Source organism: Collimonas arenae (assembly GCF_000786695.1).
GTDB lineage: Bacteria > Pseudomonadota > Gammaproteobacteria > Burkholderiales > Burkholderiaceae_D > Collimonas > Collimonas arenae_A.
Map to the genome: position 1 here is coordinate 2,468,015 of NZ_CP009962.1, position 25,881 is coordinate 2,493,895.

Genomic DNA, 25,881 nt, shown 5'->3' on the forward strand with positions numbered 1-25,881 from the left:
CTTCCGAATTTGCCGCCCGCCGAAGTGTCCTGAAACTGTCGGGGATAGTTTGCCTGGATAGTTGCAAGTCAGGAAACGAATATCTGGCGCTGGGTCAATAACAATCGATTCGTTTCCTTGTCGCCGATTTTCCCAAATAGTTTTCAGCAGGCCTTGAGCAGATCCTGATTGGCCTCGTCCCGCAAGGGATCGACTGGCAGGACTGCAATGCGCGTTTTCACTAGCACTGAATCAATCTTATGCCGCCTTTTGCCTTCCTGCGACACACTTACAGATGTCAGTCGACGTCACTGTTTGCCCTTCCAATGATAGAGGGCGGATGGCTGTCGGCCAGTCGTTTGGCGCAGGTAATTCTGGCCAGGCTTTCGCACCTCGGATTGTTCGCGGCAGGCGTCCTGTGCCTGCTGTACGGCATGTCGCAAGCGACGGCGCAGACCATGGTGTCAGAAGCGATTGCGGCTGACGCTCACTGGACCCTGGCCAACAGCCCATACGTGATTAATGGCGAGGTTACCGTGCAGGGCGGCGCCATGCTGACGATTGATGCCGGCGTTACCGTGTACATGACGGCGAATGCCGGGCTAACAGTGCAGGCCGGCGGAATTCGCGCTGCGGGCACCGCGGCCAATCCGATCCGCGTGTTATCTGACAAGTCCCGGCAGGGACAAGCTGCTGTTGCGGGCGACTGGAATCAATGGGTTTTTAATGCCGGCACCGTCAACACACAACTCGACCACGTGCTGTTTCAACATGGCAAAGGTTTGGCAGTCAATGGCGCAGCACCCGTGTTCAACTACCTCAATCTTCGCAATCACAAAGGCGCGGCGATCGCAATCGATCTGTCAGCTTCTCCGACCGGCATCGCTAACCAAGCCAGCGGCAACGGCTTGAATGGCGTCGCGGTTCCTGCCGGGGATATTGCCGGCAGCGTCAAATGGGGCTTGCGCGGCATTCCCTACATAGTCACGTCTGGCATCGTATCGGTGGGAGCGTCGCCGACGCTGCAAAGCGTCACGCCGAACACTGTAGAGCAGGGGCAGACGGTGACTTTGACACTTAGTGGTAGCCGGCTCGAAGGCGTCGGCAAGCTGGCTTTTGATAAAGCCGGACTGGCGCTGACGCCGTTTAGCGGTGGCTCCGCCAGTCAGATATTCGTACAAGTCAAAGTGGATCCCAAGGCTGCTATTGGAAGCGCCAACCTGGAAATGCAGGTAGATGCGGGCTTGCTCACTCTTGCAAACGCGATCAGCGTAACGCAGCCGATGTCGGTGATCAGCACGGTAGCGCCAACTACCATCATAGCGGGCGGAGGAGAAACCGAGATCACGCTGACTGGCCGCAATTTCAGCAATGTGTCTGAAGTATTGTTCAATGGCGCCGCGGTGCCGACGCGCTTTGTCAATTCGACTGAACTGCGCGCAACCTTGCCAAGCCAGACCGTGATAGGGACCTTGCAGGCGCAGGTGCGCTGGCCGGATGCTCAGCAAGTCGGAAAATTCCTGCTGTCGAATCAGGTGGGACTCGCCGTCCAGGCACCAGTGCCGCCTACCGTCAGCGTTGAGCCGACGCCGATTGCTTTGCCACCAGACAGCAAGGCGCGCAATATCACTGTGCGTTTGTCAAAAGCGGATTATCGCGCCAACACATTGCGCTTCTCGATTTCCGATGCGAGCAAGGCGTCGGTGACGGCAAGCGTGCTGATTCCTGCCGGCCAGACTACCGCTCAGGTCACGATTACGCCATTGGCAACTGGGACGGTCAGCCTGAGCGTCAGTTCGGACACCTTGCAAGGGATCAGCGTGCCGGTGTTCATCACCGCCGATTTCCGCGGCGCCAATACGGCCTACGCAGCAGCAGTTGGCGTCAACGTGTTGTCCAATGCGGTGCCAGTGACGCGTCAGATCACGCTGGTGAATGCCAATGTCGGCGTCGCCGTCGGCGCCGTGCTGAGCAATGTGTCGCCAGCCGCCTGGGTTGTCGGCAGCAAACCGCTTGTCACTATCCGTGGTGCCGGAATTCCTGCCAACGCACAACTGGCACTGGTGCCGAACACTGGCGTGACGCTTGGCGCGGTAACTGTCAGCGACGATGGCAGCCAGCTTAGCGCCACCTTCGACACTGCCGCAGATGCCCCGCTCGGTCCGCGCAAGCTAGTAATCAAGGATGCTGCCGGCAAGGAATTGACTTTCGCCGATCCGGCCAAGACTACCGTGCAACTGATGAGCGGTTTGCCGCAGATCGTCTCTATCGATCCGCTGTTCGGCGCGCGCGACTCGACTGTCAAGTTGGTGGTGCAGGGGCGCAATCTGCAGCAAGGCCAGGTCCGTGTCCTGAACGATGCCGGCATCCGTATCGACAGCATGCCGCAGGTGAATGCCGACGGCACAACGTTGACGGCCTACCTGCAGATTGCGGCCGATGCGCCGACAGGCAGCCGCGTGATACAGATTGCCACGCCGGCCGGCAGTTCGACAGCGACTGCTGCGATCGCCAATACATTCACGGTGGTCAGCTCTGTCAGCGGCACCTTGTCGCCGATTGCTGCGCCGTTGGTCGGAGTCATGGTGGGCGCGGCTCCAGGTCCAAATACCAATCCCTATCTGGTGAATGCCAAGTCGGTTGGCGTGGTGCTGGGCAGTGGCATCACAGAGGTGGTGCCCAATACCGGTGTGATCGGCACTGATGTCAGCGTGACAGTACGCGGCGCAGGATTGCAAGGCGTGACCACCGCCAGCCTGTTGCCTGCGACTGGCGTGACGATACTTGGAACACCGAACGTCAATCCTTTGGGCACCGACTTGTCTTTCACCGTGCGGATCGATGCGGATGCGGCATTGGGCACCCGGAAACTGGTGTTGGCGACGGCTAACGGACCGGTGACATTTGTCAATGCCAGCGGCGCCAATTTCCTGATCAGCGCCCGTGTTCCGGAACTGATTTCGGTGACGCCGCAAGTGCTGCAGATCGGCCAGCCGGCCGTAAAGCTGACAGCGCGTGGCCGCAATTTCTCGAACGTCGCAGCAGTGCGCCTCGATCCGGCGCAAGGCGTAACCGTGACCGGACCGCTTGATACCAATCCTGATGCCACGGTCCTGAGTTTCTCTGTTGCGGTAGCTGCCGGCGCGCCAGCGGGCGACCGTGTCGTGGTTGTGACATCTGCTGCCGGCGATTCTTCTTCATCGCCGCAGCCTGGCAATACAGTGCATGTCGCCAGCCAGAGCGGCGTTACCTACGCCGACTTACCTTCGCAGGTGGTCGGGGTGCAGAACGGCGCCGTGATCGTGCCGCCGCCGCAACGTATCGATGGCACGCTGGCATCGTCAACTGTTGGTGTCTTGGTAGGCAGTGCATCGCCGCCGCAAAGTGCAGTGCGCAGTGCTTCCAGCATGCCGGTCGGCGTGTTGCTTGGCAGTGGTGCGCTGACGCTCAGTCCGAACGGTTGGTTGCAAGGCGCTAACGGCAATATCACCCTCAATGGTCGTGGCCTGAACAATGTCACTGCCGTCAGCGTGACGCCGGCGACAGGGTTGTTGTTAGGCACGCAGGCGATTAGCGACGACGGTACGCAATTGTCGGTATCCTTGTCTGTTGCGCCGGATGCGCCAAGAGTACTGCGCCGGTTAATCCTGGCGACTGCGAGCGGCGCCGAACTACCGTTCGCAGATCCTGCCACCGGGCGCTTCGGCATTGGCATGCTGCCTAGCGTCAGTTCGATGTCGCCAATTGTCCTGTCGCAAGGGAAGGGCAGCAGCCTGACCGTGCGCGGCGCTAACCTGAAGGACGTCAACGGTCTTGTCTTCCTGCCCGCCAGCGGCGTGCATGTCGGCTCAGATCTGATCTGGTCGCAGGATGCCCTGGGCGAATTGCTGACGGTTTCGATCTATGCCGATCCGGATGCCGCGCTGGGCAGCAGGGCGATCCGCTTCGATGTGCCGGGCGGCAGTACATCCACTACGCCGACGCCGTCCAACACCATCAATGTTGTCGCGCAATGAGTACGAAACTGAATAACCGCCGCAGGCAAGGAGCCGTCATGGCAATTGAAAACACTATCAGCACTATTTTTGCAAAAGCACCAAAGCACGCGGGCGACCGCACAGCATTTCTTTCCCGTTATCCTAGTTTGAGGACTTCATCCATGCATACCCAATATCCAGCGCTGAAGCAGGCATCGACGCGCACTGTCCCGCTACCGGCGAAGCGTAGCTTGGTCTTCCTGATTTCTGCGATTGCGGCGATGTCCGCGCATGCGTTCAGTAGCGGTAGCACGGGTGCCGACGGTGCGTTTAGCCCGACCGTCAATACGGAAATTGTGCTGCCGCCATCGGGGGTGTTTAACTACACCAGCATCAATATTCCTGTCGGTATTACAGTAACTTTCAAAAAAAACGTTGCTAACACCCCTGTTTTTCTGCTCGCCAGTGGCAATGTGACGATAGCCGGCAAGATAGACATTACAGGAAATGATGCAAAACCTACAGGTACATACGGTGATGGCGCATTGGCTGATGATGGAGTTCCGGGAACGAGCGGCCCCGGCGGTTATGACGGTGGCCGTGGTGGTCGAAGTGACGCGGCATTACGTGGGGAAGTTGTCCGCGGAGGAAGCGGTCTCGGACCTGGCGGTGGGCAAGGGGGTATAGAAGGCCCGGACGATTGTTCAGGCGCTCCTTACTATAGTTACTATAAATATGTCGGATCCGGCGGGGCCTATGCTACTGATACGCATCCGCCGTTTTCTATTTGGACATGTGGGAGCATCAAGGCTATGACGTTTAAAGCGTATGGTTCAGCCTTGTTGCAACCGTTGATAGGCGGTTCCGGTGGCGGCGGAGGGCGAGGGGGGATAAGTTATCCAGGCAGTGGTGGAGGTGGTGGGGCAGGAGCTATTTTAATTGCGTCTTCAGGCGCATTCAATATTACTGGAACCATCGATGCCACAGGTGGTGACGGAGGCGGGAACGCTGGAACCGGAGCCGGAGGCAATGGCGCAGGTGGTTCCGGCGGCGCGATCCGTATAGTCGCGTCATCGATTTCGGGTAACGGGGCGATGCTGGCCAATGGTGGGTGTATCAATTCCAACAATCAACGTCGCCAATTCTGCGGTTCTGATGGGGCTTACAATCAATATGGGGGTTCGTCCGGGCGAATTCGAATAGAAGCTGATGCTATTACTTTCTCGGGAACGTCTCAACCTGCTTACTCAAAAGATGTTCCCGGGCCGGTGTTCATAAGTAGCGTACCAAGTATGCGTATCGCGTCGGTCGCTGGTCAAGTTGTGCCGCCCAATCCAACTGGTAATGCCGATATTACGCTGCCCGCAACTACCACTGGCGCGGTTGATGTTACTTTTGAGACCAGTAATGTACCAGCTGGGAATACGGTACTTTTACGCGTGGTTCCCGCTTATGGTCAACCGATCGAAGCACTGAGCCCAGCGATCTCCGGTAGCACTGGTACTGGTAGTGCCACTGTCTCGGTGACTTTACCAGCCGGCCCCAGCACGCTCCAGGCCACCACCACCTACACCATCGTGGTGGCCGGCACCATCGACCTCTCTCGCTTCGCACAAAACGAAGCAGTGGAAAAAGTCGAAGTAACCGTATCGATGGTCGGTGAAACCAAGGCTCGCCTGCTGACCGCCAATGGCAATATCTACCCGGTGTCCTATGCGACTTTGCGTGCAGCCGGATTCCAGGGGTGATCGTTAGCTCCAGCCGCACATAAGCAAGCTTGACGCAACGCGATGAATCCAGCAGCGCTGCATGGGGATTCCAGAATCCTTGCAGTACCGGCCAGGATCTGTCCGGACCGGATTCATCGCGCAGGTTCTTGCAGCTGACCGTAACCATTCCACGGCCGTCGCCAGGATATCAACCGTTTTACGATGACATATGACCACTGAAGTCAAATCGCAGCACGCACCGCGTCAACTAGCGCACAATCCCGCATTCCGTGGCGCGGCTGTTGGCTCAGCCGTCCTGAGGCCGGCGGTTTCGACCGCTCGGCGCGTGGTGGCGGCGCTGACCGCGTTGTCCATGCTGGCGGCATCGATGCCTGTCAATGCAGGTCAGTTGCGCATCGATGGCGGTGTGGTCGTCAAATTCGGTGCTGACGCCGGCATGGTGGTGCGCGATCAGTTGTTGAACGGGCAAGGGGTCACGTTCACCAGTCAGAACGACGATGCTGCCGGCGGCCAGAGCAATACCTTGCCGCAAACACCCGCAGCCGGCGACTGGCGAGGCGTGCGCATGGAGAAATCGTCCGCCGTCAATCCTAACGCCAGCACGCAGCTGAACGATTTGACGTTGCGCTATGCCGGCGCATCTGGTGCCAATCCTGGCGCGGCGCTGACGCTACGCGGCATCAGCCCGGCGCTGCAATACCTGCAAGTCACGGACAGCACGACAGGCCTGCGTCTGATTGATGCTGCTTCGCCGGCCATCACAGGCGCCAGTTTTCTGCGCAACGGCGTCGGCATAGATGCCGATGGCAATAGCGCGCCGACAGTTGTCAGTACGCAGTTTTCTCAAAGCGCTAACTTGGCGATTCTGAACCGGACGCCGGCTACCATCATCCAGGCCGGCAGTAACTGGTGGGGCCATGCCAGCGGTCCGAAAGACCTGACTGGCAATCCGCAAGGGCAAGGCGATGGCGTGTCCAGTGGTGTGAACTACAGCGGCTATCTTTCATCGGCGCCCTTGCTTAATCCATCAGTACGCTTGGCGGCACCCGCTGCGTACTACCAGCAACGCAACGTCGCATTGGAAATCTCTTGCGTCAATGCCACCGAATACCGCATCGCCGAAGGCAGCGCCTTCGTCGGCATACCGTTCCAGGCGCTGGCCAACGGCCGTGCCGCGCTCGATTACACGGTTTCCGCCGGCGACGGCAACAAGCCGGTCACAGTGCAATTCCGTAATGCCAGCGGCACCATCACGACGGCGACGCTGGCCGGCGGAGTATTGATCGATACCCAGGCGCCGCAGCTGGCGATTGTCAATCCGGCCGCCGACAGCGTGATCAGCAAGCCTATCGTAGTCGAAGCAACCGCCACCGATGCCTCTGGCATCAACCGCGTTGAATTCTATCTGGACAACCAGTTGGTGGCGACTCGTACCGCCGCGCCTTACACTTATAACTGGAACACCGATAGCAGCACCGAAGGCAGCCACAAGATACTGGTGATTGCTTACGACCAGGTCGGCCGCAATACCGAACAAAGCCTAGCCGTCACCCTGTCGCATGCACCGGTGACTCCAGACACAGAAGGGCCGCAGCTGAGCAATATTAAAGCGGATGGCGTGGCGCTGGCGAACGGCGCAGTACTGACGCGCAATGCCAATATCACGTTGGATGCCAGCGACCGCAGCGGAGTTTCGCGGGTTGAGCTGTTGCTTGACGGCCAGCTGATTGCAACCGCCAGCGGCTCGGGCAGCTACAGCGCTGCCCTCAATTTGGCCGCTGCCGCCAATGGCGCGCATATCTTGGCGATCCGCGCCTTCGATTCGCTCAATAACGTCACCAGCAACAGCTACAGCATCAGCGTGTCGCACGCCGTTCCGGATGCGCCGCAATGGCTTAACCCCGCCAGCGGCACGACCACCCGCACGGCCGCGCTGGCATTGAACGGCAGCGCACAAGCCGGTAGCAATATCCAGGTCCTGGTCAACGGCAAGGCCGCAGGTGCAGTCGTCGTTAGTGGGACGGACGGTCGTTTTGTCAGCAACGTGACGCTTAATCCCGGCGCCAACCAGATCCAGGCCACGGCTAGCGATCAATACGGCAGCAGCGCGTTGTCTGCCGTATTGCTGGTAACGCTCGACACCAACGTTCCTAGCAGTCCCGGCAACCTTGGTGCGACCGCGCAGGCCCAAGGTAAAGTCAAGCTGGTATGGAGCCGTTCTAGTGACGTCAACGTCACCGGATATGATGTATATCGCGCCACGACGGCCTTCAACGGCATTGCCGAAGCGGTCAAGATCAACAGCAGCGCATTGAGCATCAACAGCTATGACGATCTGCCGCCACAGGACGGTGCTTGGTACTATCGGGTAGTCGCCGTCAACAGTGCTGGCACACCGTCATTGCCGTCCAACCAGGTACAGATCGTTTCCGACAGCATCGCGCCGAAGGCTCTATCCATTGTGTACAAGCCGACAGGCAAGGTCGATCCGGTCAGCGGCCGTACCGGCCAGGGCCGTATCGACCTGATTGTTACAGTCAGTGAAGCCTTGCTGGCGACGCCGTACCTGTCGATCGTACCGCAAGGCGGCGCGCCGATTCCGGTAGATCTGCTCAAAACCGGCGACACCACCTACAGCGGCAATTTCATGGTCGACGCCAGCACGCCGTCGGGCGTGGCGAATGCCTTGTTCTCGGCACGCGATGCAGTGGGAAATCGCGGCACCGATATTGATGTTGGTGCAACGCTGAAGATCGATACCGAAGGTCCTGCGCTATCCGGTATTGTGCTGACGCCTTCGTCGCCAATCAAAAACGACAAGGCGCAACTTGTGCAGGCGACATTGACTTTCAGCAAAGCGCCGAAGACCATGCCAAAAGTGAGTTACCTGTTGTCTGGGCCGGTCCGCTCACCGGAAGCGGTATCGTTGAACCAGGTTAATCCAACCACCTGGCAGGCCAGTTTTACTCTGGCTAGCGATGCTGGTTTGGCCAGTCCTGAGATGCTGGTCTTTAGCAGCCAGGCGACCGATGACCTAGATAATATTTCCAATAAAGTAAACGCATTCAATCGCTTCCAGGTGTATCAAGGCAATCTGCCGCCTCTGAATGTCCCGTTTGGCTTCAGCGCCAAAGCGCAGCCGGGCGGCAAGGTCAAGCTGAGCTGGCAAGCGGTGGCTGACGCCAGCAGTTATCAGCTGTACCGGCAAGGCCCGGGCCAGAACGCATTGCAGACATTGACGCGTGCTAGCGGCGAAGCCTATGTTGATCAGACTACACAAGATGGTGCTTATAAATACGCCATTGCAACCGTGCGTCAATCGAACGGCCAGGAATCGTTCTCGGTGCAAAGCGCAGCAGTCGATGTGCTGGTAAGCGCAACTGCACCGGGTTCGCCGCAAAACCTGACGCTGGCGCTGACCGGCCAGGGCATCAAGGCTAGCTGGCAACCGCCGCTGGCGAGCGTGGTCGATAGCTACAATCTGTACCGCGCCGGCGGCACCAGTATCACCACGATCGAAGGCTTGACGCCGTTGAAGTCAGGCATCAAGGCACCGCTAGCGCTGGATCCTAGTCCGTCGTCAACCCAAGGGGCGTATGTAGTGACCGCGCTGGATGCGGCAGGCAATGAATCGGCGATTTCCAACTCCGCCTATCTCAATGCCAGCCTGCTGCCAGTGACGAATCTCAAGGTGGAGCAGCTGGGTAACGAATTGCCTGTGATTAGCTGGAATGCACCGAACGGCAACGTTGCCGGTTACCTGGTCTATGTCGGCCCTGATGCCAGCAAGACCAAGTTGACGCCGCGGCCGATCACTAGCCTCAACTTTACCGATACCGGTTACACCAGCGGCGAGCGGCGCTATACGATTGCCACGGTGGATGCTAACGGCGTCGAGATGCCGCGCAGCCTGACCTTGCCGAATGTGGTCACGCAAATCGCTTCCGGCCTGCCGATCAAACGCGGCATCATGAACAAGCTGCAAGTACAAGTAGTCAACACCTCGGCCGGCGCCCAAGACAATGTACGGGTAACCGTTCGTCTGCCGGTCAACAAGGACGCTACGCAATTCCAGATTCATAAATCGGAAGTCTTTACGCTCGCGCCCAATGAAACCAGGTTGGTGACCGTGGTGGTCGGCGGCTATGCCGATTTGCCGAGCCAGGCGCAGGCACAAGTCGGGGTCGAGATCAGTCCTAACGATGGCGAACTGGTCCGCCTCAGCCACAACGACAGCATTACCGTCGGCGACAGTGCGCTGGTGGTGGGCATGGCGACCGATGAATTCACGCGCGGCGGCATCGGCAAACTGAAGCTGACCATTGAGAATACGACCGAAGTCGATATCGAGCTGTTGACTGCCACTAATAATGGCAGCGCAGATTCGTCGGAACTGCGTTTCAAAATTCTCGATGCGGACGGCAACGTATTGGCAACCCAGGCATACAAACAGGTATTCGGCGCCAACGTGGTGACGCTGACCAACGGCCAGACCGTGGCGCGGATTCCTGCCGGGTCCAGCTATACCTCGGACGTGTTCAACCTGAGTGTGCCGGCGTCCAGCCCGAACAGCATCCGGGTCAGGCTCGACGTCGATCAGCTGCGTTATCACAGCGGCCAGGACGACCAGATCCTGATCAGCGGCCGCGGCTCCGAGAAGACCGTGTCGCTGGTCGACAGCGCCTATGTCGGTGAAGTCACCAAGGTCAACCCGATCAGCTCGTTCGGCGACCAGGACATCCTGATCGGCGGCCGTGCGTTCGACCGCAAGACCAATGCCGCCTTGCCTAATACACGGCTCAAGCTGATTCTGAACCAGCAGGGCTTCGAGCGCACCTTCAGCGTGTTGACCGACGCATCCGGCGAATTCAACTACAACTTCAAGCCGACCGTCACTGATGCAGGCTTGTACAAGGTGTCGGCCGTGCATCCTGATATTACGGATCGTCCGGAGCAGAAGGCGTTCAGTATCAACCGCGTGACGGTCAGCCCAACGCCGTACAAGCTCGATATTCCGCGCAACTATCCGTTCACGATCCCGTTCACGGCCAAGGCTGGCGTTGGCACTGTCGCAACCAACCTCCGCTTGATACTTGATGCCGGTAGTCAGTCGACCGGGCAGTTGCCGCTTGGTGTCATAGCGCAATTGTCCGCGCCGGTATCTTTAGCAGAAAAACAGACCCTCAACATTCCAGTGGTTTTCAGTGCGAACAACGACGCTCAGCCTTCCGGTAATTTGATTCTTAATGTCATGAGTGACGATCATCCAAGCTCCCCGATAGGGCAGGTCAAGATTGACTACACCTTGTCCGAGGCAAAGCCGTTCTTGATCACCATCCCGAGCTTTGTGCAAACAGGTATGGCACAAGGCGGTAGCGATATCGAATCGGTGGTTGTAGAGAACAAGGGATTGCAAGAAGCGCTGAATCTGCAATTCTCGTTCACCAAGGCCGACGGTTCCGCTGCGCCAAGCTGGGCCAGCATCGCTAGCCAGGCCAACGGCACGCTGGCAATCGGCGAGAAGCGTTCGATCGACTTAGCCTTCACACCGCCTGCAGGCACGCAGGAAAGCGTGTACGAGTTCAAGCTCAAGGTGCAAGGCGACAACGTGCCACAACAGACGCTCAACGTTTACGTCAGCCTGACGCAAAGCGGCAAGGGCAACGTGCTGTTCAAGGCCAGCGATCTCTATACCGCCACGGTCGACAAACAAGGCAAGCTGATTCCAGGCCTGGCGAACGCCAGCGTCACCTTGCAGAACGAAGATGTCATCACGGTGACGCAAGAGCTGGTCACCGACAGTCTGGGCGAAGCACTGTTCCAGAACTTGCCATCAGGCCGCTACACCTATCGCGCCAAGGCTGACAATCATCAGGAACTGGGCGGCAGGTTGCAGATCAAGCCGGGTATCACTACAAACCAATCGGTGTTCCTGGACTACAACCTGATCAAAGTGGAATGGAGTGTCAGTGAAGTGTCGATCCAGGATCGCTATGACGTTACTCTCAATGCGACGTTCGAGACAGATGTCCCGGCGGCAGTTGTAGTGATGCAGCCACCCAGCATCAATTTGCCAAAAATGAATTCAGGCGACGTGTATTACGGTGAGCTTGCCCTGCAAAATTATGGTTTGATCCGTGCCGACAATGTGCGTCAGAAGCTGCCCCAGAGCGACACATTTTTCCGCTATGAATTCCTGGTTGAAGTTCCTCCTGTTCTCAACGCCAAACAGCGCGTGACGATCCCATATCGCGTTATTGCGCTGCAAGCACTGGACGCTGCGGCAAGCACCGGAAGTGCCAGTGGAGGCGGTTGCTACAACTATAGCAGCACGACGAGTGTGAGTTGCCAGTTCACCTGTGCCAACGGTGCTGAGTCTTCTTGCGGAGCTTCGGCCTCATGGTTTGCTGTCAGCAATAGTTCCTGCCCTGCCGGCGGCGGGGTGGGGGGCGGCGGAGCCGGTGGTGGCTTTGGCGGTGGCTTTGGCGGTGGCGGTACAGGCACCCCAGCCACGCCTATCAGTATCAAAGGCAAGAAGTGTGTAAAGGTACCAGATGGCAAGGGAGGCGACTGCTAATGCTTAATCGTACCTGCCCGCATCAATTTTCAAATACCGATTTGACTATCACAAAGCGATTAACAAACATGGCAATATCATTTGTGCAGCATTGGCGCACGCGGAGAATCGGCTCTCGGGTCGGCATGACAATCCTGGGCTTCCTGATGGCTTGTGCGATAGCGCAGGCACAAACACCATCAGTTGGTGTCGTCAGCCCGCCAAACGGCACGTTCAGCCAGGAAATTGTTGATTTGCAGGTGCAGACTCCAGCAGGTGAAGTCAGTTGGCGCAGGGTTTTTAATGGCACAGGCTGGCGTTTCAATCGCCATTGGGATGGCATCTCCGCAAGTTATAAGCCATTGTCAACGCAAAGTACCGGCGGTGGCGCAGGTAGCAATATGTCTGGCGGTGGACAGTCCGGATGCTGGGTATGGGTTGACGAAGACTGGAGTCCGGGGGCTGCGGTGGCCGGTGGCGCATTTAAGGTTGACGCCATCAGCTACATTCCGTTTAATCAAGTCTACTCACAACAGGGGCAACCGCTTCAGGTATTCAATGTAAATTCCTGTGCTTCGTTAGGTGCCAGCTCGGAAATATTTGAAGGTTATCGGCGCCTGTCCGGCCTGTATGTGGGGGGCAACGGCAGCTATGTATTCAAGAATCGCTACACATTAAAAAAGCAGTCTTCCCTTAAACTGCCGATTACTGCTACGGTGCCAGGTGGAAATCCACAAAGCGGGAGTGTCAGTGTTTCGAGTGCTATCACGGTACAAGGCTGGCGCTGGCAAGATCGCAAGGGCGATTGGGTTGAATATGATAGTCAGGGACAGATTTCGCGTTATGGCGATAAAAACGACAACGTCGTTTGGATGCAGCGCGACACCCAAGGGCGGATAGAGCGCCTCATCGAGGGTAGCAGTGGCAAGACGATATTTACCTTGCACTATAATAGCGCTGGTTATCTGGTCGAAATCAGAGATTATTCTTTGACAGGCAATGGGCTTGATTTACCTCAACGTAGCGTCAAGTATGCTTATGACCCTGACGGTCAACTCATAAGCGTCACCGACGCTCGTGGTTTTGTCACGAACTACAATTATGACGCACAGCACCGGCTGAGTACGATCACCGACCCGGAGCAGCGAGCGTCGACCATCAGCTACGACGGCGAGTCCAGCAGCGTCTCCAAGCTGATTGCTGCAGATGGCGGTCAGAATGACTATTCTTTCAGTTACGACGACGCCAAAAAATTCTTCTATAGCAAACTGCAGGGACCAGTTACAGCAAGTGGTCGCCGGGTTGAAGACTACACGCATGATCGTGCCGGAGATTTGGTCAAGTATGAGGTGAACGGTCGCACTGACGTTGCGGTCACCCGGGATCCGGGAGCACGTACAGAAACGCGCGTTAATGCACGCGGTTTCACAACGGTGCTGACCAAGAACGAATTCGAGCAAGTGGTGCAGGTAAAAAATGAAGACGGCACCTTCACCAGCACCCAGTTCGACGCTCGCAATCTGAATCCGATTGAAACTGTCGATGAAGCCGGCATCAAGAATCAATTTGCCTACGATGCCAAAGGCAATCTGATCCAACGTACTCAGGCCGCAGGTACTGCGGATGAGCGAGTTACTGACTATCAGCTCGATAATGCTGGACGTGTGAGCCGGGCGACTTTGCGAGGTCGTGCGGAAGAAAATGGCGTTGTAACGCAAGACGCGGTTTGGCAATTCACCTATGACGGCACGGGGCAATTGGCGCAAACCATTGATCCTGAGGGCAATCTCAGCAAAACAGTGTATGACCGCAATGGCAACCTGGTCAATAGAACGGACGCACGCGGCAATAGCACTGCTTATCAAGTCGATGCAATGGGAAATCTATTGCAGACTACTGATGCACTCGGCAATGTGCGCCACATGTCATATGACAAGGTAGGGAATCTCGTTACCTTTACCGACGCCCGCAGCAAGGCTACCCAGTCGGCATACGATGCGATGAATCGCCGCATTCAGATCAATAGTCCTGCCGGCGGCAGTTATAAAATCGAGTATAACGCTCAAGGTTTGCCGATTCGGGAAACTAATGAGGACGGGCATGGCAGTCAGGCTGAATTTGACAATTTCCTGCGTGTCGTTAAGCAGATTGATGCCTTGGGTAATGCTACCCAATACGGTTATCAGATTCCTGATGGCAGTAGCTCGGGACAACTCGGCAGCCTCGCAACCGCCACTCAAGTCAAGTATCCAACGTTTGTTCAGCAAACCAAATATGATGCCCGTGAACGCCCAACGACGGAGGCTCTCCTCAACCCAAATGCATTGGGAATCGAAACATTGGTCAGCAGCAGCGTTTACGACAAACGTGGCCAGGTCAGCAGCGATACGGATGCCAACGGCAAAACTCGTTTCTCAAAATACGATTCATTTGGTCAATTGGTCGAAAGTACTGACAGTTTGGGAAACAAGACCAGTGCCAAATTCGATGTCCGCGGCAATCTTCTGCAGATCAAAGATGCTAGGGGAAATGTCAATAATTTTGAATATGATCGCGACAATCGAGTTGTCAAGGAAATTCTGCCGCTGGGGCAGGTGACAGCGTATCGATACGACGCGGCAGGCAATCTGGCCAGCCGCGTGGATCCCAATGGAAATAAGAGCGTCTTTACTTACGATGCGGCGGATCGTCTCATCGAAGTAAAACAAACCAATGCAGTTGGCTTGCTGGCACGGACCACGTCAATAACTTGGGACAATGAAAGTAATGCGATCGGCTGGAAAGACACCGATCATATCCGCAATCAGACCGCCAGCAGCAGTTTGACTTTTGACGACGCTGATCGCAAAACAACTGAAACAGTTACCTATCCAAATGGTGTCACCCTTGGGTATGCCTATGCGTACAGTGCCGCTGGTCTCAAAACGCGGTTGACCTGGCCAGACGGCGTCAGTCTCGACTATGGCTACAGTGCGCACGATGAGCTGGAGAGTGTCAACGTACCAGGAGAGGGGCTGATCAGTGTTACGCAATTTAAGTGGACCTCGCCTGCTAAAGTAACACTGCCGGGTGGTACAACGCAGGAATTGGGGTACGACGGCCTATTGAATCTTGAAAGTGTCAAGGTCAGGAGCCCAGGACAGCAAACCACGCTCAGCGTCCAGAATCTCTTTGGCAAGATACAAGAGCTGCAGAAAAGCGTACGTACTGATAGTGCTGGAGGGGGCGGCACTACAAGAGCCAGCAGCTTTTCCTACGATGACGAATCCAGGTTGACCGAGGTAACTACTGACGCCGGCGGCTTGTTCGGCAGCGATACGGAAAATTTTACGCTGGATGCTGCTGGTAACCGGATTGCCCACAGCAAGGTCAACGGCGCCTGGCAATACGATGCCAATAATAGATTGACGCAGCGCGGAACTGGCGGCAACGCTACCAATTATGAGTACGATCCGGCCGGCAATCTGATAAAGAAAATAGAAGGCGGAAATAAGATAACGCAATACAGCTATGACACGCAGAACCGTCTGATCGAAGTCGCCGATGGTAATGGCAGCGTCATAGCAAGATATGGTTACGATCCGCAAGACCGTCGCATCTGGAAAGAGCAATATCGCGACGTGCGAGCGCAATCTTTGCCACAAGCCAAACGCACGATCTATTTGTACAGCGACGAAGGATTGATTGCCGAAAGCGAGCAAGACATCGCATTGAATGCTGATGGGAGCGTAAGTGCAGGCGGCCCATCGCATATTGTCACGGAATATGGACCTAGACCGAATAGCGATTTTGGCACAGCAAATTTATTTATAAAAACAAAGAGCAGCAATGGTCAAGACACCATTGCCTACTACCATCTTGACCAGCTCGGTACGCCAATTCAAGCCACGGACAAACAAGGAAATGTAGTTTGGTCGGCCAATTACAATGTGTTTGGTCAGGCTGCGATCACCACACCTGTAGCTACTGCAGACAAGCCTACGATCATTAGCAACCTGCGTCTGCCAGGGCAAATCGAAGATGCGGAAACGGGGCTGTACTACAACTATCGACGCTATTACGACCCGAGCACAGGGCGCTATATTACCCAGGATCCGATCGGCTTAGCTGGCGGCGATAATCAATACCGTTATGCTGATGCCAATCCTGCGAACTTGAGCGATCCAACGGGTGAGTGCCCGATGTGCGCAGCCTATGCTTGGTGCGTCGCGGAGTGCATGTTAGAGGATGTTGCAGCCAATGCAATTACAGGTGAATGCAATAATTTTGGGAAAAGCGCAAAGAGCTGCGCGTTGAGTTGCTTAGTGGGGCCTTTTGGAAGGCTCGGAAAATGGTTTAAGCGTGGTGAAGAAGCTGCCTGCGCCATTAATAGCTTTCCTTCGGATACTTTGGTGCATGTGAAGCCTGCTAATGCGAATAGGCTTAGTGCTCAACAGGCTAAATCTAATGTTAGACCCATAAATAAGATTCAGGTAGGGGATCAAGTTCTAGCATTTTCTGAGTCTAAATCCAAGGGTGCTAATCCCAAACTTGACTCGCGTTTGAGCTATGAGAAGGTTACTAATGTATTCGTCAGTAACAAATCGCAAACCTTAGTTCATATTTTCTTGGACAGCGGGGAATCCATTACAGCGACTGAAGGCCATCCCTTCAAGACTACAGACGGTTGGCGCGATGCCATCTTGCTCAAAAAAGGGGGCAGGTTGCTACTGATGGGAGATGGGGGTGATTCAGACGCTAAATCGCTTGCTATCATCACTGATGTTCAATCCGAACAAAAAGTTTTACCTGTTTTCAATATTGAAGTTGCGAATGCGCACACTTACTTTGTTGGAGTAGACGGAGAGTTAGTACATAACGCGCATGGCCATCATTGTTTCCCGAAATACCTTGGCGGCGCTGTAAAGCAAAAATTGACAAAGCTCTCTGAGGATTTGCACAAGCTCTATCACAAGGGGCTTGATCAGGTTGCTCCTCGATGGAAGGGAAAGGCACATTACGATGGATTGCCTGCTGCGGAAAAGGACAAGGTTTTGGATAAATTTAAAGATTACACCGAGGGATTCGATAAAACGCACGGCACCGATTTATTGAATGGTGCACGCAGTAATGGGTTTCCAAAATGACGACAATGTACATGCGATTGCGTGACGTGACTCCGGACGATATTTGCAAGAATTGGCTTTGGCAATATGTGCCGTCAAAGGACGGTGAACTCTGGGTGAAGCCGATTCACGTAAAGAAGACGGATAAATTTTCCCAGCGCTTGGCTGGGTGCCAAGTGACGCTCGCCGACGGGAGCAGCATGTGGGCGTTGATTGAAGGGATCAATGTGGAGACTCCGGAATTTTCAAAACATAACAAGGAACTGATAATTGCAATCGACAATTATGGCTGGTTTCGTCTCGCACAATATTTTGATAGTCGTGAATTGAAAGAAATTAGAGGCCCTGAGATTTTGTGTGATCTCCTGGGAAAGAAAATTGACGAGGTGTTTCCTGTTGAATTTGACCTACGTGATAGAGCAAAAGTGGATTCATCCTGTTTGAGAGGGAAATTTGAAGTTGATCCGGTTTGGGGAATGGCGCAGTCGGACGTAATGATGATTCTTGTACGCGAATTGGCGAATGGTGGAAATAGTTAATGTTTGATAGTTGATATAAGAATCCTTTCGATTTGGATGATCTGATTAATCTGAAATTTATACCTCAATTGACCGCAGATGAAGAATACGCAACGAACAACTGAGCAAGAGATGCATGCTTGTGCGGCGAAGAATAGGCTCAATTGCCGATTGGTTAAGGCCGTCAATTTGATTCTGAAAAAAGCTATTACTACCTTGCCGGTAGTTGCGTTTTTTGCGGCGATCAGCGTTACTCCTCAAGGAACGAATGCTCAGGAAACCGTCTGCGCCAGCGTCAAGATCGAGATCAAGCAGGAGCTGACGCTGGAGCGTCAAGCCTTCGACGCCGAGATGCGAATCAATAACACGACCGACACCGGTCTGATTGAAAACGTCTCGGTGGTGGTCAAGGTGACTGACGAGCAGGGCACGCCCGTGGAGATCACCGATGATCCAAACAGCAGCAGCGCCAAGTTCTTTGTCCGAATCTCGAACAAGAAAAACATTTCCAACGTCGATGGCACTGGCAGCGTAAGTCCGGCCACTACCGCATCCATCAATTGGCTGCTGATTCCGGCGCCAGGATCTGCCGGTAATACGCCGTTGGGTAAGAAATATTTGGTCGGAGCTACGCTCAAGTACAAATTTGGCGGCGAAGAGCAGACCCTGAACGTGTCGCCGGCAGTGATCACGGTCAAGCCGTTGCCATTGCTTACGCTCGATTATTTCCTTACAAAGAATGTCGAGGGCGACGATCCGTTGACCCCCGAAATTGAACCCGTGGTGCCATTCACGCTCGGTGTACGCATCAAGAACAACGGGATGGCGATTGCCAAGAATCTCAAAATCGATTCCGCGCAGCCAAAGATCATTGAGAACAAACAAGGCTTGCTGATCAACTTCAAGCTGACCGGCAGCTACATCAACGATGCTCCGGTACAAAATACCTTGCTGGCGAATTTCGGCGACGTCGCCCCCGGCACCAGCAAAATGGCGCGCTGGATCATGGAAAGTACGCTGGCAGGAACATTTACGGAATTCACGGCCAAGTTCAGCCACGCCGATGAACTGGGTGGATCGCTGACCTCGATCCTGCAAGCCGCCAACGCGCATTTCCTGATCCATGACGTGCGAGTAGACCTGCCAGGCCGCGACTACGTGCGTGATTTCCTGGCCCAGGACGGCGACGTGATCCGCGTCTATGAATCAGACGGTCCGGATACCGTCGTCACGGATCATAGCGCCGTCGCGCAACTCACGGTCGGCGCCGCCGTGCCGGGCGCACCGCCGGACACTGCCAGCTATCACCTGTTGATACCGCCTACGGCTGGCTTTATCTATGTCAAATTGCCGGATCCCTTCCATGGCCAGAAAGCGCTTGGCCAGATCGTCCGGTCCGATGCAAAGATCATGCTGCCGGAAAATGTATGGCTGTCCCGTACGCGCAATACGCAAAGCAAACAGTGGGAATACTGGGTCAATTTTTTCGACGTCAATACACCGGGTGTTTACGATGCCGGCTTCGATGCGCCGCCAGCGGTCGCCCGGCCGCCGCAAATCCAGTTCATCCCGGACCACGTCACCAAGGAAGGCCAGCAGGTCTCGTTTCTGGTCGAAGCCAGCAGCCCCGATGGCAAGGCAGTTACCGTGAGCGCCGTGCCGCTGCCAGTGGGCGCCAGATTTACAGCGCAGGCGAGCGATCCCAAGGCGCCTGGCGTTTCGCGCACCGTGTTCGACTGGACGCCGGCCAAGGGTGCGGCGGGCAACTATCTGATTACCTATACCGCCACGGACGGCAGCTTGAGCGCGACCCGTTCGGCCAGCATCAAGGTGGAAACCAATAGCCCGCCGCCCGGACCTGGCACGCCGACTATCGATAGTCCTGTTTCGGGCGGCCAGGTGACGACGCTGACGCCGGTGCTGCGAGTGCAGGCCGCAACGGCAGCGCAGGATCCGACCGTGAAGGTGCAGTTCGAGGTTTACAAGGATCAGGCGCTGACCCAACTGGTCGCCAGCGCGTTAGTTGACAAGGCCGTGCCCGGTGCTGGTAATGGGGCCGGAGATGTGGCCCAGCCTACTTCGTGGCAGCCGCCCGACAATCTGATCGACAACACGCATTACTGGTGGCGTGCGCGTGCATTCGACGGTAGCAAAATGTACAGCCCGTGGGTCAACGGCCGCTTCTTCGTCAATCTGTTCAACGATCCGCCAGACAGCTTCAACCTGACCAGCCCGGCGCCGAATGCCGAGGTCGCTTTGCTACAGCCTGTGTTGACCTGGACCAATGCGTTGGACAAGGATGGCGACGTGGTGACCTATAGCGTCACGCTATACAAGGACGCCGCGTTGACCGAGGTGGTGACGACCGTTGCTGATTTGGCGGAAGGAACAGACGGCAGCACCAGCTGGACCGTGGCCGTACCCTTGCTCAATCATGGCAAGTATTACTGGAAGGTGATCGCCAAGGATGCGCTGGGCGCGCAGACGCCGTCGATTGCCAGGCCGTTCGTGGTCAACACCGGCAATACGCCGCCATCGGCGCCCATGATCGTCAGCCCGGCGGTAGGCGGCCAGAGCGCTAATCCGAATACCGCACTGACGATCCAGAACAGCGTCGATGCAGAAAATGACCTGATTACCTATGTGTTCGAGATCGATACGGTCAATACCTTCGATTCCAGCGACAAGCATGCCTCCGGCCAGGTGATCCAGAGCGCTGGCGCGATGACCAGTTGGACGATCAGCAACCTGGTTGAAAACAAACGTTATTACTGGCGCGTCAAGGCCCAGGACGGTCGCGCCGAATCGGCGTGGATAGTGGCGAATTTCCTGATGAATGCGGTCAATGACCCACCGCCAGCGCCAACCGTCAAGAATCCAGGCAATGGTGCCTGGACGGCGACCCAGCAGCCGAGCCTGGAAGCGAACCCGGTGCTCGATCCCGAAGGCGATCCGGTGCGGTATCAGTTCGAGGTATATCGTGATGCGGCCATGAGCAACAAGGTGGTGGATGGCATGTCTACCAATACCGGCTGGATCGTAGCGCTGCCGCTGGCCGACAAGACCACACACTGGTGGCGCGTGCGGGCGCTCGACCCGCAGGGCGCCAGCAGCGCCTGGTCGGCATTGGCGGTCATGTATGTCAGCACTGCGCCCTATCAGGATCCCTCGATCCAGGTGACAGCGCCGGCTACCCCCGTCTTGCCGACGTTAGTTGCGACGCCAACCGGCGACCGCAAGCAGGCCACCATCCGCTGGGAAGGCACTGACCCGAATATCGAACCTACCGTTGCGCTGTACTACGGTACCAGCAGCACTGGTTTCGCTGGCAACCTGATCGTTGACGGCCTGCGCCAGAGCGCCGGCAAGCAGTCCGGCAGCTATGTCTGGGATGTGACCGATCTGGCGCCGGGCGCGTATTACGTCTACGCCATGATTTATGACGTCAAAGGCGTCGGCAAGGCTTATGCGGCAGGCGCAGTGGTGATTCCACCGGCGAAGCAGACTGGCAAGGTCGTAGTCATTGCAGGTAATCACATGGTGACGTCGGAGAGCGGCAAGCAGACTGCTTTCGTGGTGCGCCTGGGCGGCGCACCGACCAGCGACGTGATTGTGCCGGTCAGCAGCACCAGCCCGCGTGAGGGCATCGCCATGCCTGCCAGCCTGACTTTTACCCCGAAGAACTGGATGACTACACAGACCGTGACTGTCACGGGGCAAAACGATTGCGCGCCGGATGGATCGCAGGTGTATCAGGTGCTGTCGGGAGCTGCGGTTACTGTCGATCCGAACTATATTGGCTTGTCTGGCGCACCGGTGCAGATCACCAATCAGGACAATTCTGACTTCAATCGCACCACCAACAGCGCCACCATTCATATATGCGGCCTGGCGGTGACTGGTGAGCGCAAGGTCGGCCGCTTTATCTGGGAATATTCGCTTACCGCAGAATTGACGAATACCGGCAGTGACGTCACCGGCGTGGTGGCGCATCTGAACAAATTGCCTTTTGGGATACAGGTCAGCGAAGACACCATGCAATTCGGTGCGGTCAATTCAGGTGAAACCGCCAAGAGCAAGAGCACGGTGACGGTGCGGGCACGATTCCCGATTCCCAAGGAAATATTGCGGCTCGGTATAGGTTTTAAATGGAATGTGACGGTGCAAAAATGATATACGGTCCTCTGAGAACAAACACCTATAAATCATCGTCGCGGCGTACGGGCGGCTTTACCCTGCTGGAATTGCTGGTGGTGATCGTCATCATCGGCTTGCTGGCGGCTTACGTCGGACCACGCTATTTTGCCCAGCTCGGCAAATCAGAACGCGGCACGGCCAAGGCGCAAATCGAAGGATTGGGCAAGGCGCTCGATACCTATCGTCTCGATACCGGCCACTACCCGACCACCGAGCAGGGCTTGAATGCCCTGGTGGTAAAGCCTAACGACGAATCAAAATGGAACGGTCCGTATCTGCAAAAGCAAGTGCCGCCGGACCCTTGGGGCAATGCCTATATATACCGCTCGCCGGGACAGGGTGGCGATTTTGATTTGATGTCCTACGCCAAAGATGGCCAGGCCGGTGGCGAAGGAGACAATGCCGATGTCTCCTATCGTTGAAATTCGCACCACCTCGAATGATGAACTTGGGGTGGTGCCGACATGACGCGTCCGGCCTTACCCCCACACGCGACAACTCCATCTCCAGCCTCCACCATGAATGTTCCTGTCAGCCGTTTGCGCATGCAGGTGCAAGGCATGGATGGGCGCGCCCAGACGCTGGAGTTTTCGGATGTATCTGAAGCCGAGGCCATACGCAGAACTGTGGCGCGTGGTTTGCGCGTATTGTCGATCGAGTCTGCCGATGTCGTCACGGGGAGCGCGAGCGGCAATGGCAAGACGCGTTTTCCCTTGCTGCTGTTCAGCCAGGAACTGCTGGCCCTGTTGGATGCCGGCCTGAACCTGACCGAGGCGTTGACCACGTTGCATAACAAGGAACGGCAGCCTGCGGTGCGCGCCGTGCTGGGAGATCTGCTGCAAACCTTGCGCGAAGGGCGCAGTTTTTCCGATGTGCTGGCAATCGCGCCTCAGCATTTTCCTGAAGTCTATGTCGCTATCGTGCGGGCTTCCGAACGCACCGGTGACTTGCCGCAGTCGCTGGCACGTTATATCGCGTATCAGTCGCAGTTCGACGTGATCCAGAAAAAACTGATTTCCGCGGCGATTTATCCCGTCATGCTGCTGGTGGTAGGCGGCTTTGTCACGCTGTTCTTGTTGGGTTACGTGGTGCCGCGATTCAGTGCCGTCTACGAATCCTCCGGACGTGAAATACCTTTCCTTTCGCGCATGCTACTGACTTTCGGCAAAAGCATTTATCAGCACTGGCAGCTTGCCTTGGCCGGACTGCTCAGCGTCTTTGCCGTGTTGGGCTGGTGGATCAGCCGGCCAGAGGGGCGCGCCTTGATGCTGAATCAGGTACTGCGCCTGCCGTGGCTGGCATCCAAGGCCGACGAGTTTCGCCTGGCGCGCTTCTATCGCGCGGTCAGCTTGCTGCTGGCGGCGGGGATCGCCTTGTCGCGCGCCATGGGTATGGTCACCGGTTTGCTCAGCGCCGGGCAGCAGAGCCGGCTGGCGCAAAGCCGTTTGATGGTTGAGCAGGGGCAGAGTCTGTCGACTGCCTTGCTGGCGACTGGATTGGCAAGTCCGGTAGCGGAATCCTTGATCAAGGTAGGCGAGCGTTCCGGCCAACTAGCCGAAATGCTGGAACGCACGGCACGCTTCCAGGACGAAGATTTTGCGCGATGGGTTGACTGGGCTTCACGGTTACTTGAGCCGATTCTGATGACTGTGATCGGGCTGGTGATTGGGACGGTGGTGGTGCTGATGTACATGCCAATTTTCGATCTGGCGGGAAGTCTTGAGTGAAATGATCCTGTGACTGTTGTTAATTTGCTTTCCAGGAAGGAAAGTTTCCCTCCTGCATTGATAAAGAAAAAGCGGCATGTTAAAGTTACAAAAAGTTACATCTGTAACTAATTAAGAAACAAAGCAGTGCTTCCCAGGGAGGGAATCTTGTCTTGCCGCCTATCCGGCACCGGAAACGCGTGGTGTAGGCGAGCGTGTGTGCTTCGCTTTTTCTGCACACTGTGCCGCCATCCTCGACAGGCCTCGCAAAGTCGCATTTTTCAACATTCTTCGCTTCTGTCGATTGCGTGGCGCCTAAATGATTTTTGCTTCATCTGTTCGCCGATGCCTCGATCTGCAGGCCGCTAAAACTCCGATGTTCGTAGGCTGCAGGCACGCAGAAACCGGACGCACATTCCCGCGGAATTCAGGCGAGGACGCATAGTGACCCTGAGCGCCGCCTTGATCGACCAGGCACGTTTGCTGTCTGCGCAAAACGATGCAACCCTGATCAGCAGCCTGCAGCAGGCCACCGGGTGGGAGTCCGATCATCTGATGAGCGCGTTGGCGCTGCGCTTCGGCTATCCGCTGCTGCCTATGCGTGAGCTGCAAGCCTTGCGCCCGGATTTCGAACGGATTTCGTACACCGACTGCGTGCAGCGCGGCGTACTGATCGCGAACGATGAGGCGGATGTGCCGCATCTGGTGCTGGGCGATCCCTTCGATGGCGCGGCCGAGAGCTGGGCTGTGCGGCGCTATGGCGTGCACGCGCCGGCGCCGCGCGTGGTGCTGGTGCATCTAGATGATTTACAGGCGTATTTCATCCAGCAGGAACACTTATTAAGAGCGATGGATGGCTTTGACAGCGCCAGCGCTGCACGCAATGACGAGGAGGTGGCGGCGGTGATCACGCTGGCGAGCATCAGCGATGACGCCAGTCCAGTGGTGAAGCTGGTCAATTCGACCATCTACGACGCCCTCAAACTGCAGGCCAGTGATATCCACCTGGAATGCGATGCTGGCTGTCTGCATGTGCTGTACCGCATCGATGGTGCCCTGGTGCCGATCACGCAGGTGCAGGGGCAGGACATGGCTGAGCAGGTGATCTCGCGCATCAAGGTGATGGCGGAGCTGGACATCGCCGAGCGCCGGATTCCGCAAGACGGCCGTTTCAAGGTCCGCGTCAATAATCGTGAAATCGATTTCCGTGTTTCAGTCATGCCGAATATCTTTGGCGAGGATGCGGTGCTGCGCTTGCTGGACCGGCAATCGCTGACGGAGGAGGCGCGCGCGCTGCAGCTGGATAATCTGGGACTGGATGCCCACACCATCGCGGCGATCCGCAAGCTGGCGGCGCGGCCGCACGGCATGCTGCTGGTGACCGGGCCGACCGGTTCAGGCAAGACCACCACCCTGTACGCGGCGATCACGGAAATCCATACCGGGCGCGACAAGATCGTGACGATCGAAGACCCGGTTGAGTATCGCTTGCCGCGGGTTTTGCAGATTCCCGTGAATGAGAAGAAGGGTCTGACCTTTGCGCGCGGCTTGCGTTCTATTCTGCGGCACGATCCGGACAAGATCATGGTCGGCGAAATCCGCGACGATGAAACGGCGCAGATCGCGGTGCAGGCGGCACTGACCGGTCATTTGGTGTTTACCACGGTACATGCCAACAATGTATTCGATGTGCTGGGGCGTTTCCTGCACATGGGAGTCGATGCTTACAGTTTTGCGGCTGCGCTCAACGGCATCGTCGCCCAGCGTTTGCTGCGCATCAATTGCACGCACTGCGCCGTTGAGGTGACGCCTGGCGACGAAGAACTGGCGCTGCTGGGCTTGACGCTGGAGAAAGTGGCTGGCTGGACATTCAAGGCAGGCTCCGGCTGCGGCCATTGCCGTGGCATTGGCTACAAGGGGCGCAAGGCGGTGGCGGAGGTGCTGATCCTGGACGACACGTTGCGTGAACTGATTGCCGGCAAAGCGCCGATTTCGGTATTGAAAGAGAGGGCGGCGCAGGCCGGACTGCGCGCCTTGCACGACACCGCGATGCAATGGGTGGCGCGCGGCGAAACCACATTGGAAGAGGTGGCGCGTGTTGCGGGTTAAAGAA

9 protein-coding genes are annotated in these 25,881 nt (G+C 56.5%); all 9 read left to right on the forward strand.

From position 1 onward, the window contains the following. Positions 1–338: 338 nt before the first annotated feature. The 9 genes from LT85_RS11055 to LT85_RS11095 all read left to right on the forward strand — a co-directional run bounded on the left by LT85_RS11055 (position 339) and on the right by LT85_RS11095 (position 25,877). On the forward strand, positions 339–3,995 hold the full coding sequence (locus tag LT85_RS11055; protein ID WP_172656970.1) for an IPT/TIG domain-containing protein: 3,657 nt from the start codon (positions 339–341) through the stop codon (positions 3,993–3,995). 38 nt (positions 3,996–4,033) lie between these two features. After that, positions 4,034–5,704 (forward strand): hypothetical protein, encoded by a 1,671-nt coding sequence (locus LT85_RS26545; protein WP_156117494.1) that lies wholly within the window; start codon positions 4,034–4,036, stop codon positions 5,702–5,704. A 190-nt stretch (positions 5,705–5,894) separates the two neighbouring features. After that, positions 5,895–12,263 (forward strand): Ig-like domain-containing protein, encoded by a 6,369-nt coding sequence (locus tag LT85_RS11065; RefSeq protein WP_038488591.1) that lies wholly within the window; start codon positions 5,895–5,897, stop codon positions 12,261–12,263. Next, a complete protein-coding gene (locus LT85_RS11070) occupies positions 12,263–17,368 on the forward strand; it encodes an RHS repeat-associated core domain-containing protein (protein WP_081992267.1) in 5,106 nt (1,701 codons plus the stop codon). Before LT85_RS11065 ends, LT85_RS11070 begins: the two co-directional genes overlap by 1 nt. 11 nt (positions 17,369–17,379) lie before the next feature. Then, entirely contained in the window at positions 17,380–17,886 is a 507-nt protein-coding gene (locus LT85_RS11075) for a hypothetical protein (RefSeq protein WP_156117495.1), read from the forward strand. A 168-nt stretch (positions 17,887–18,054) separates the two neighbouring features. Next, positions 18,055–22,038 (forward strand): Ig-like domain-containing protein, encoded by a 3,984-nt coding sequence (locus LT85_RS11080; RefSeq protein WP_156117496.1) that lies wholly within the window; start codon positions 18,055–18,057, stop codon positions 22,036–22,038. After that, on the forward strand, positions 22,035–22,484 hold the full coding sequence (gspG, locus tag LT85_RS11085; RefSeq protein ID WP_038488604.1) for a type II secretion system major pseudopilin GspG: 450 nt from the start codon (positions 22,035–22,037) through the stop codon (positions 22,482–22,484). The genes LT85_RS11080 and gspG overlap by 4 nt, the downstream gene beginning before the upstream one ends. Positions 22,485–22,580: 96 nt before the next feature. Then, positions 22,581–23,789 (forward strand): type II secretion system F family protein, encoded by a 1,209-nt coding sequence (locus tag LT85_RS11090; protein ID WP_081992269.1) that lies wholly within the window; start codon positions 22,581–22,583, stop codon positions 23,787–23,789. Between the two features lie 423 nt (positions 23,790–24,212). Continuing rightward, a complete protein-coding gene (locus LT85_RS11095) occupies positions 24,213–25,877 on the forward strand; it encodes a GspE/PulE family protein (RefSeq protein ID WP_301280499.1) in 1,665 nt (554 codons plus the stop codon). Positions 25,878–25,881 lie beyond the last annotated feature (4 nt).

Bases quoted from the DNA above. Each gene is read 5' to 3' on its own strand.
- LT85_RS26545 (WP_156117494.1), top strand. From the start codon at position 4,034: ATGGCAATTGAAAACACTATCAGCACTATTTTTGCAAAAGCACCAAAG.
- LT85_RS11065 (WP_038488591.1), top strand. From the start codon at position 5,895: ATGACCACTGAAGTCAAATCGCAGCACGCACCGCGTCAACTAGCGCAC.
- LT85_RS11070 (WP_081992267.1), top strand. From the start codon at position 12,263: ATGCTTAATCGTACCTGCCCGCATCAATTTTCAAATACCGATTTGACT.
- LT85_RS11075 (WP_156117495.1), top strand. From the start codon at position 17,380: ATGCGATTGCGTGACGTGACTCCGGACGATATTTGCAAGAATTGGCTT.
- gspG (WP_038488604.1), top strand. From the start codon at position 22,035: ATGATATACGGTCCTCTGAGAACAAACACCTATAAATCATCGTCGCGG.
- LT85_RS11090 (WP_081992269.1), top strand. From the start codon at position 22,581: ATGAATGTTCCTGTCAGCCGTTTGCGCATGCAGGTGCAAGGCATGGAT.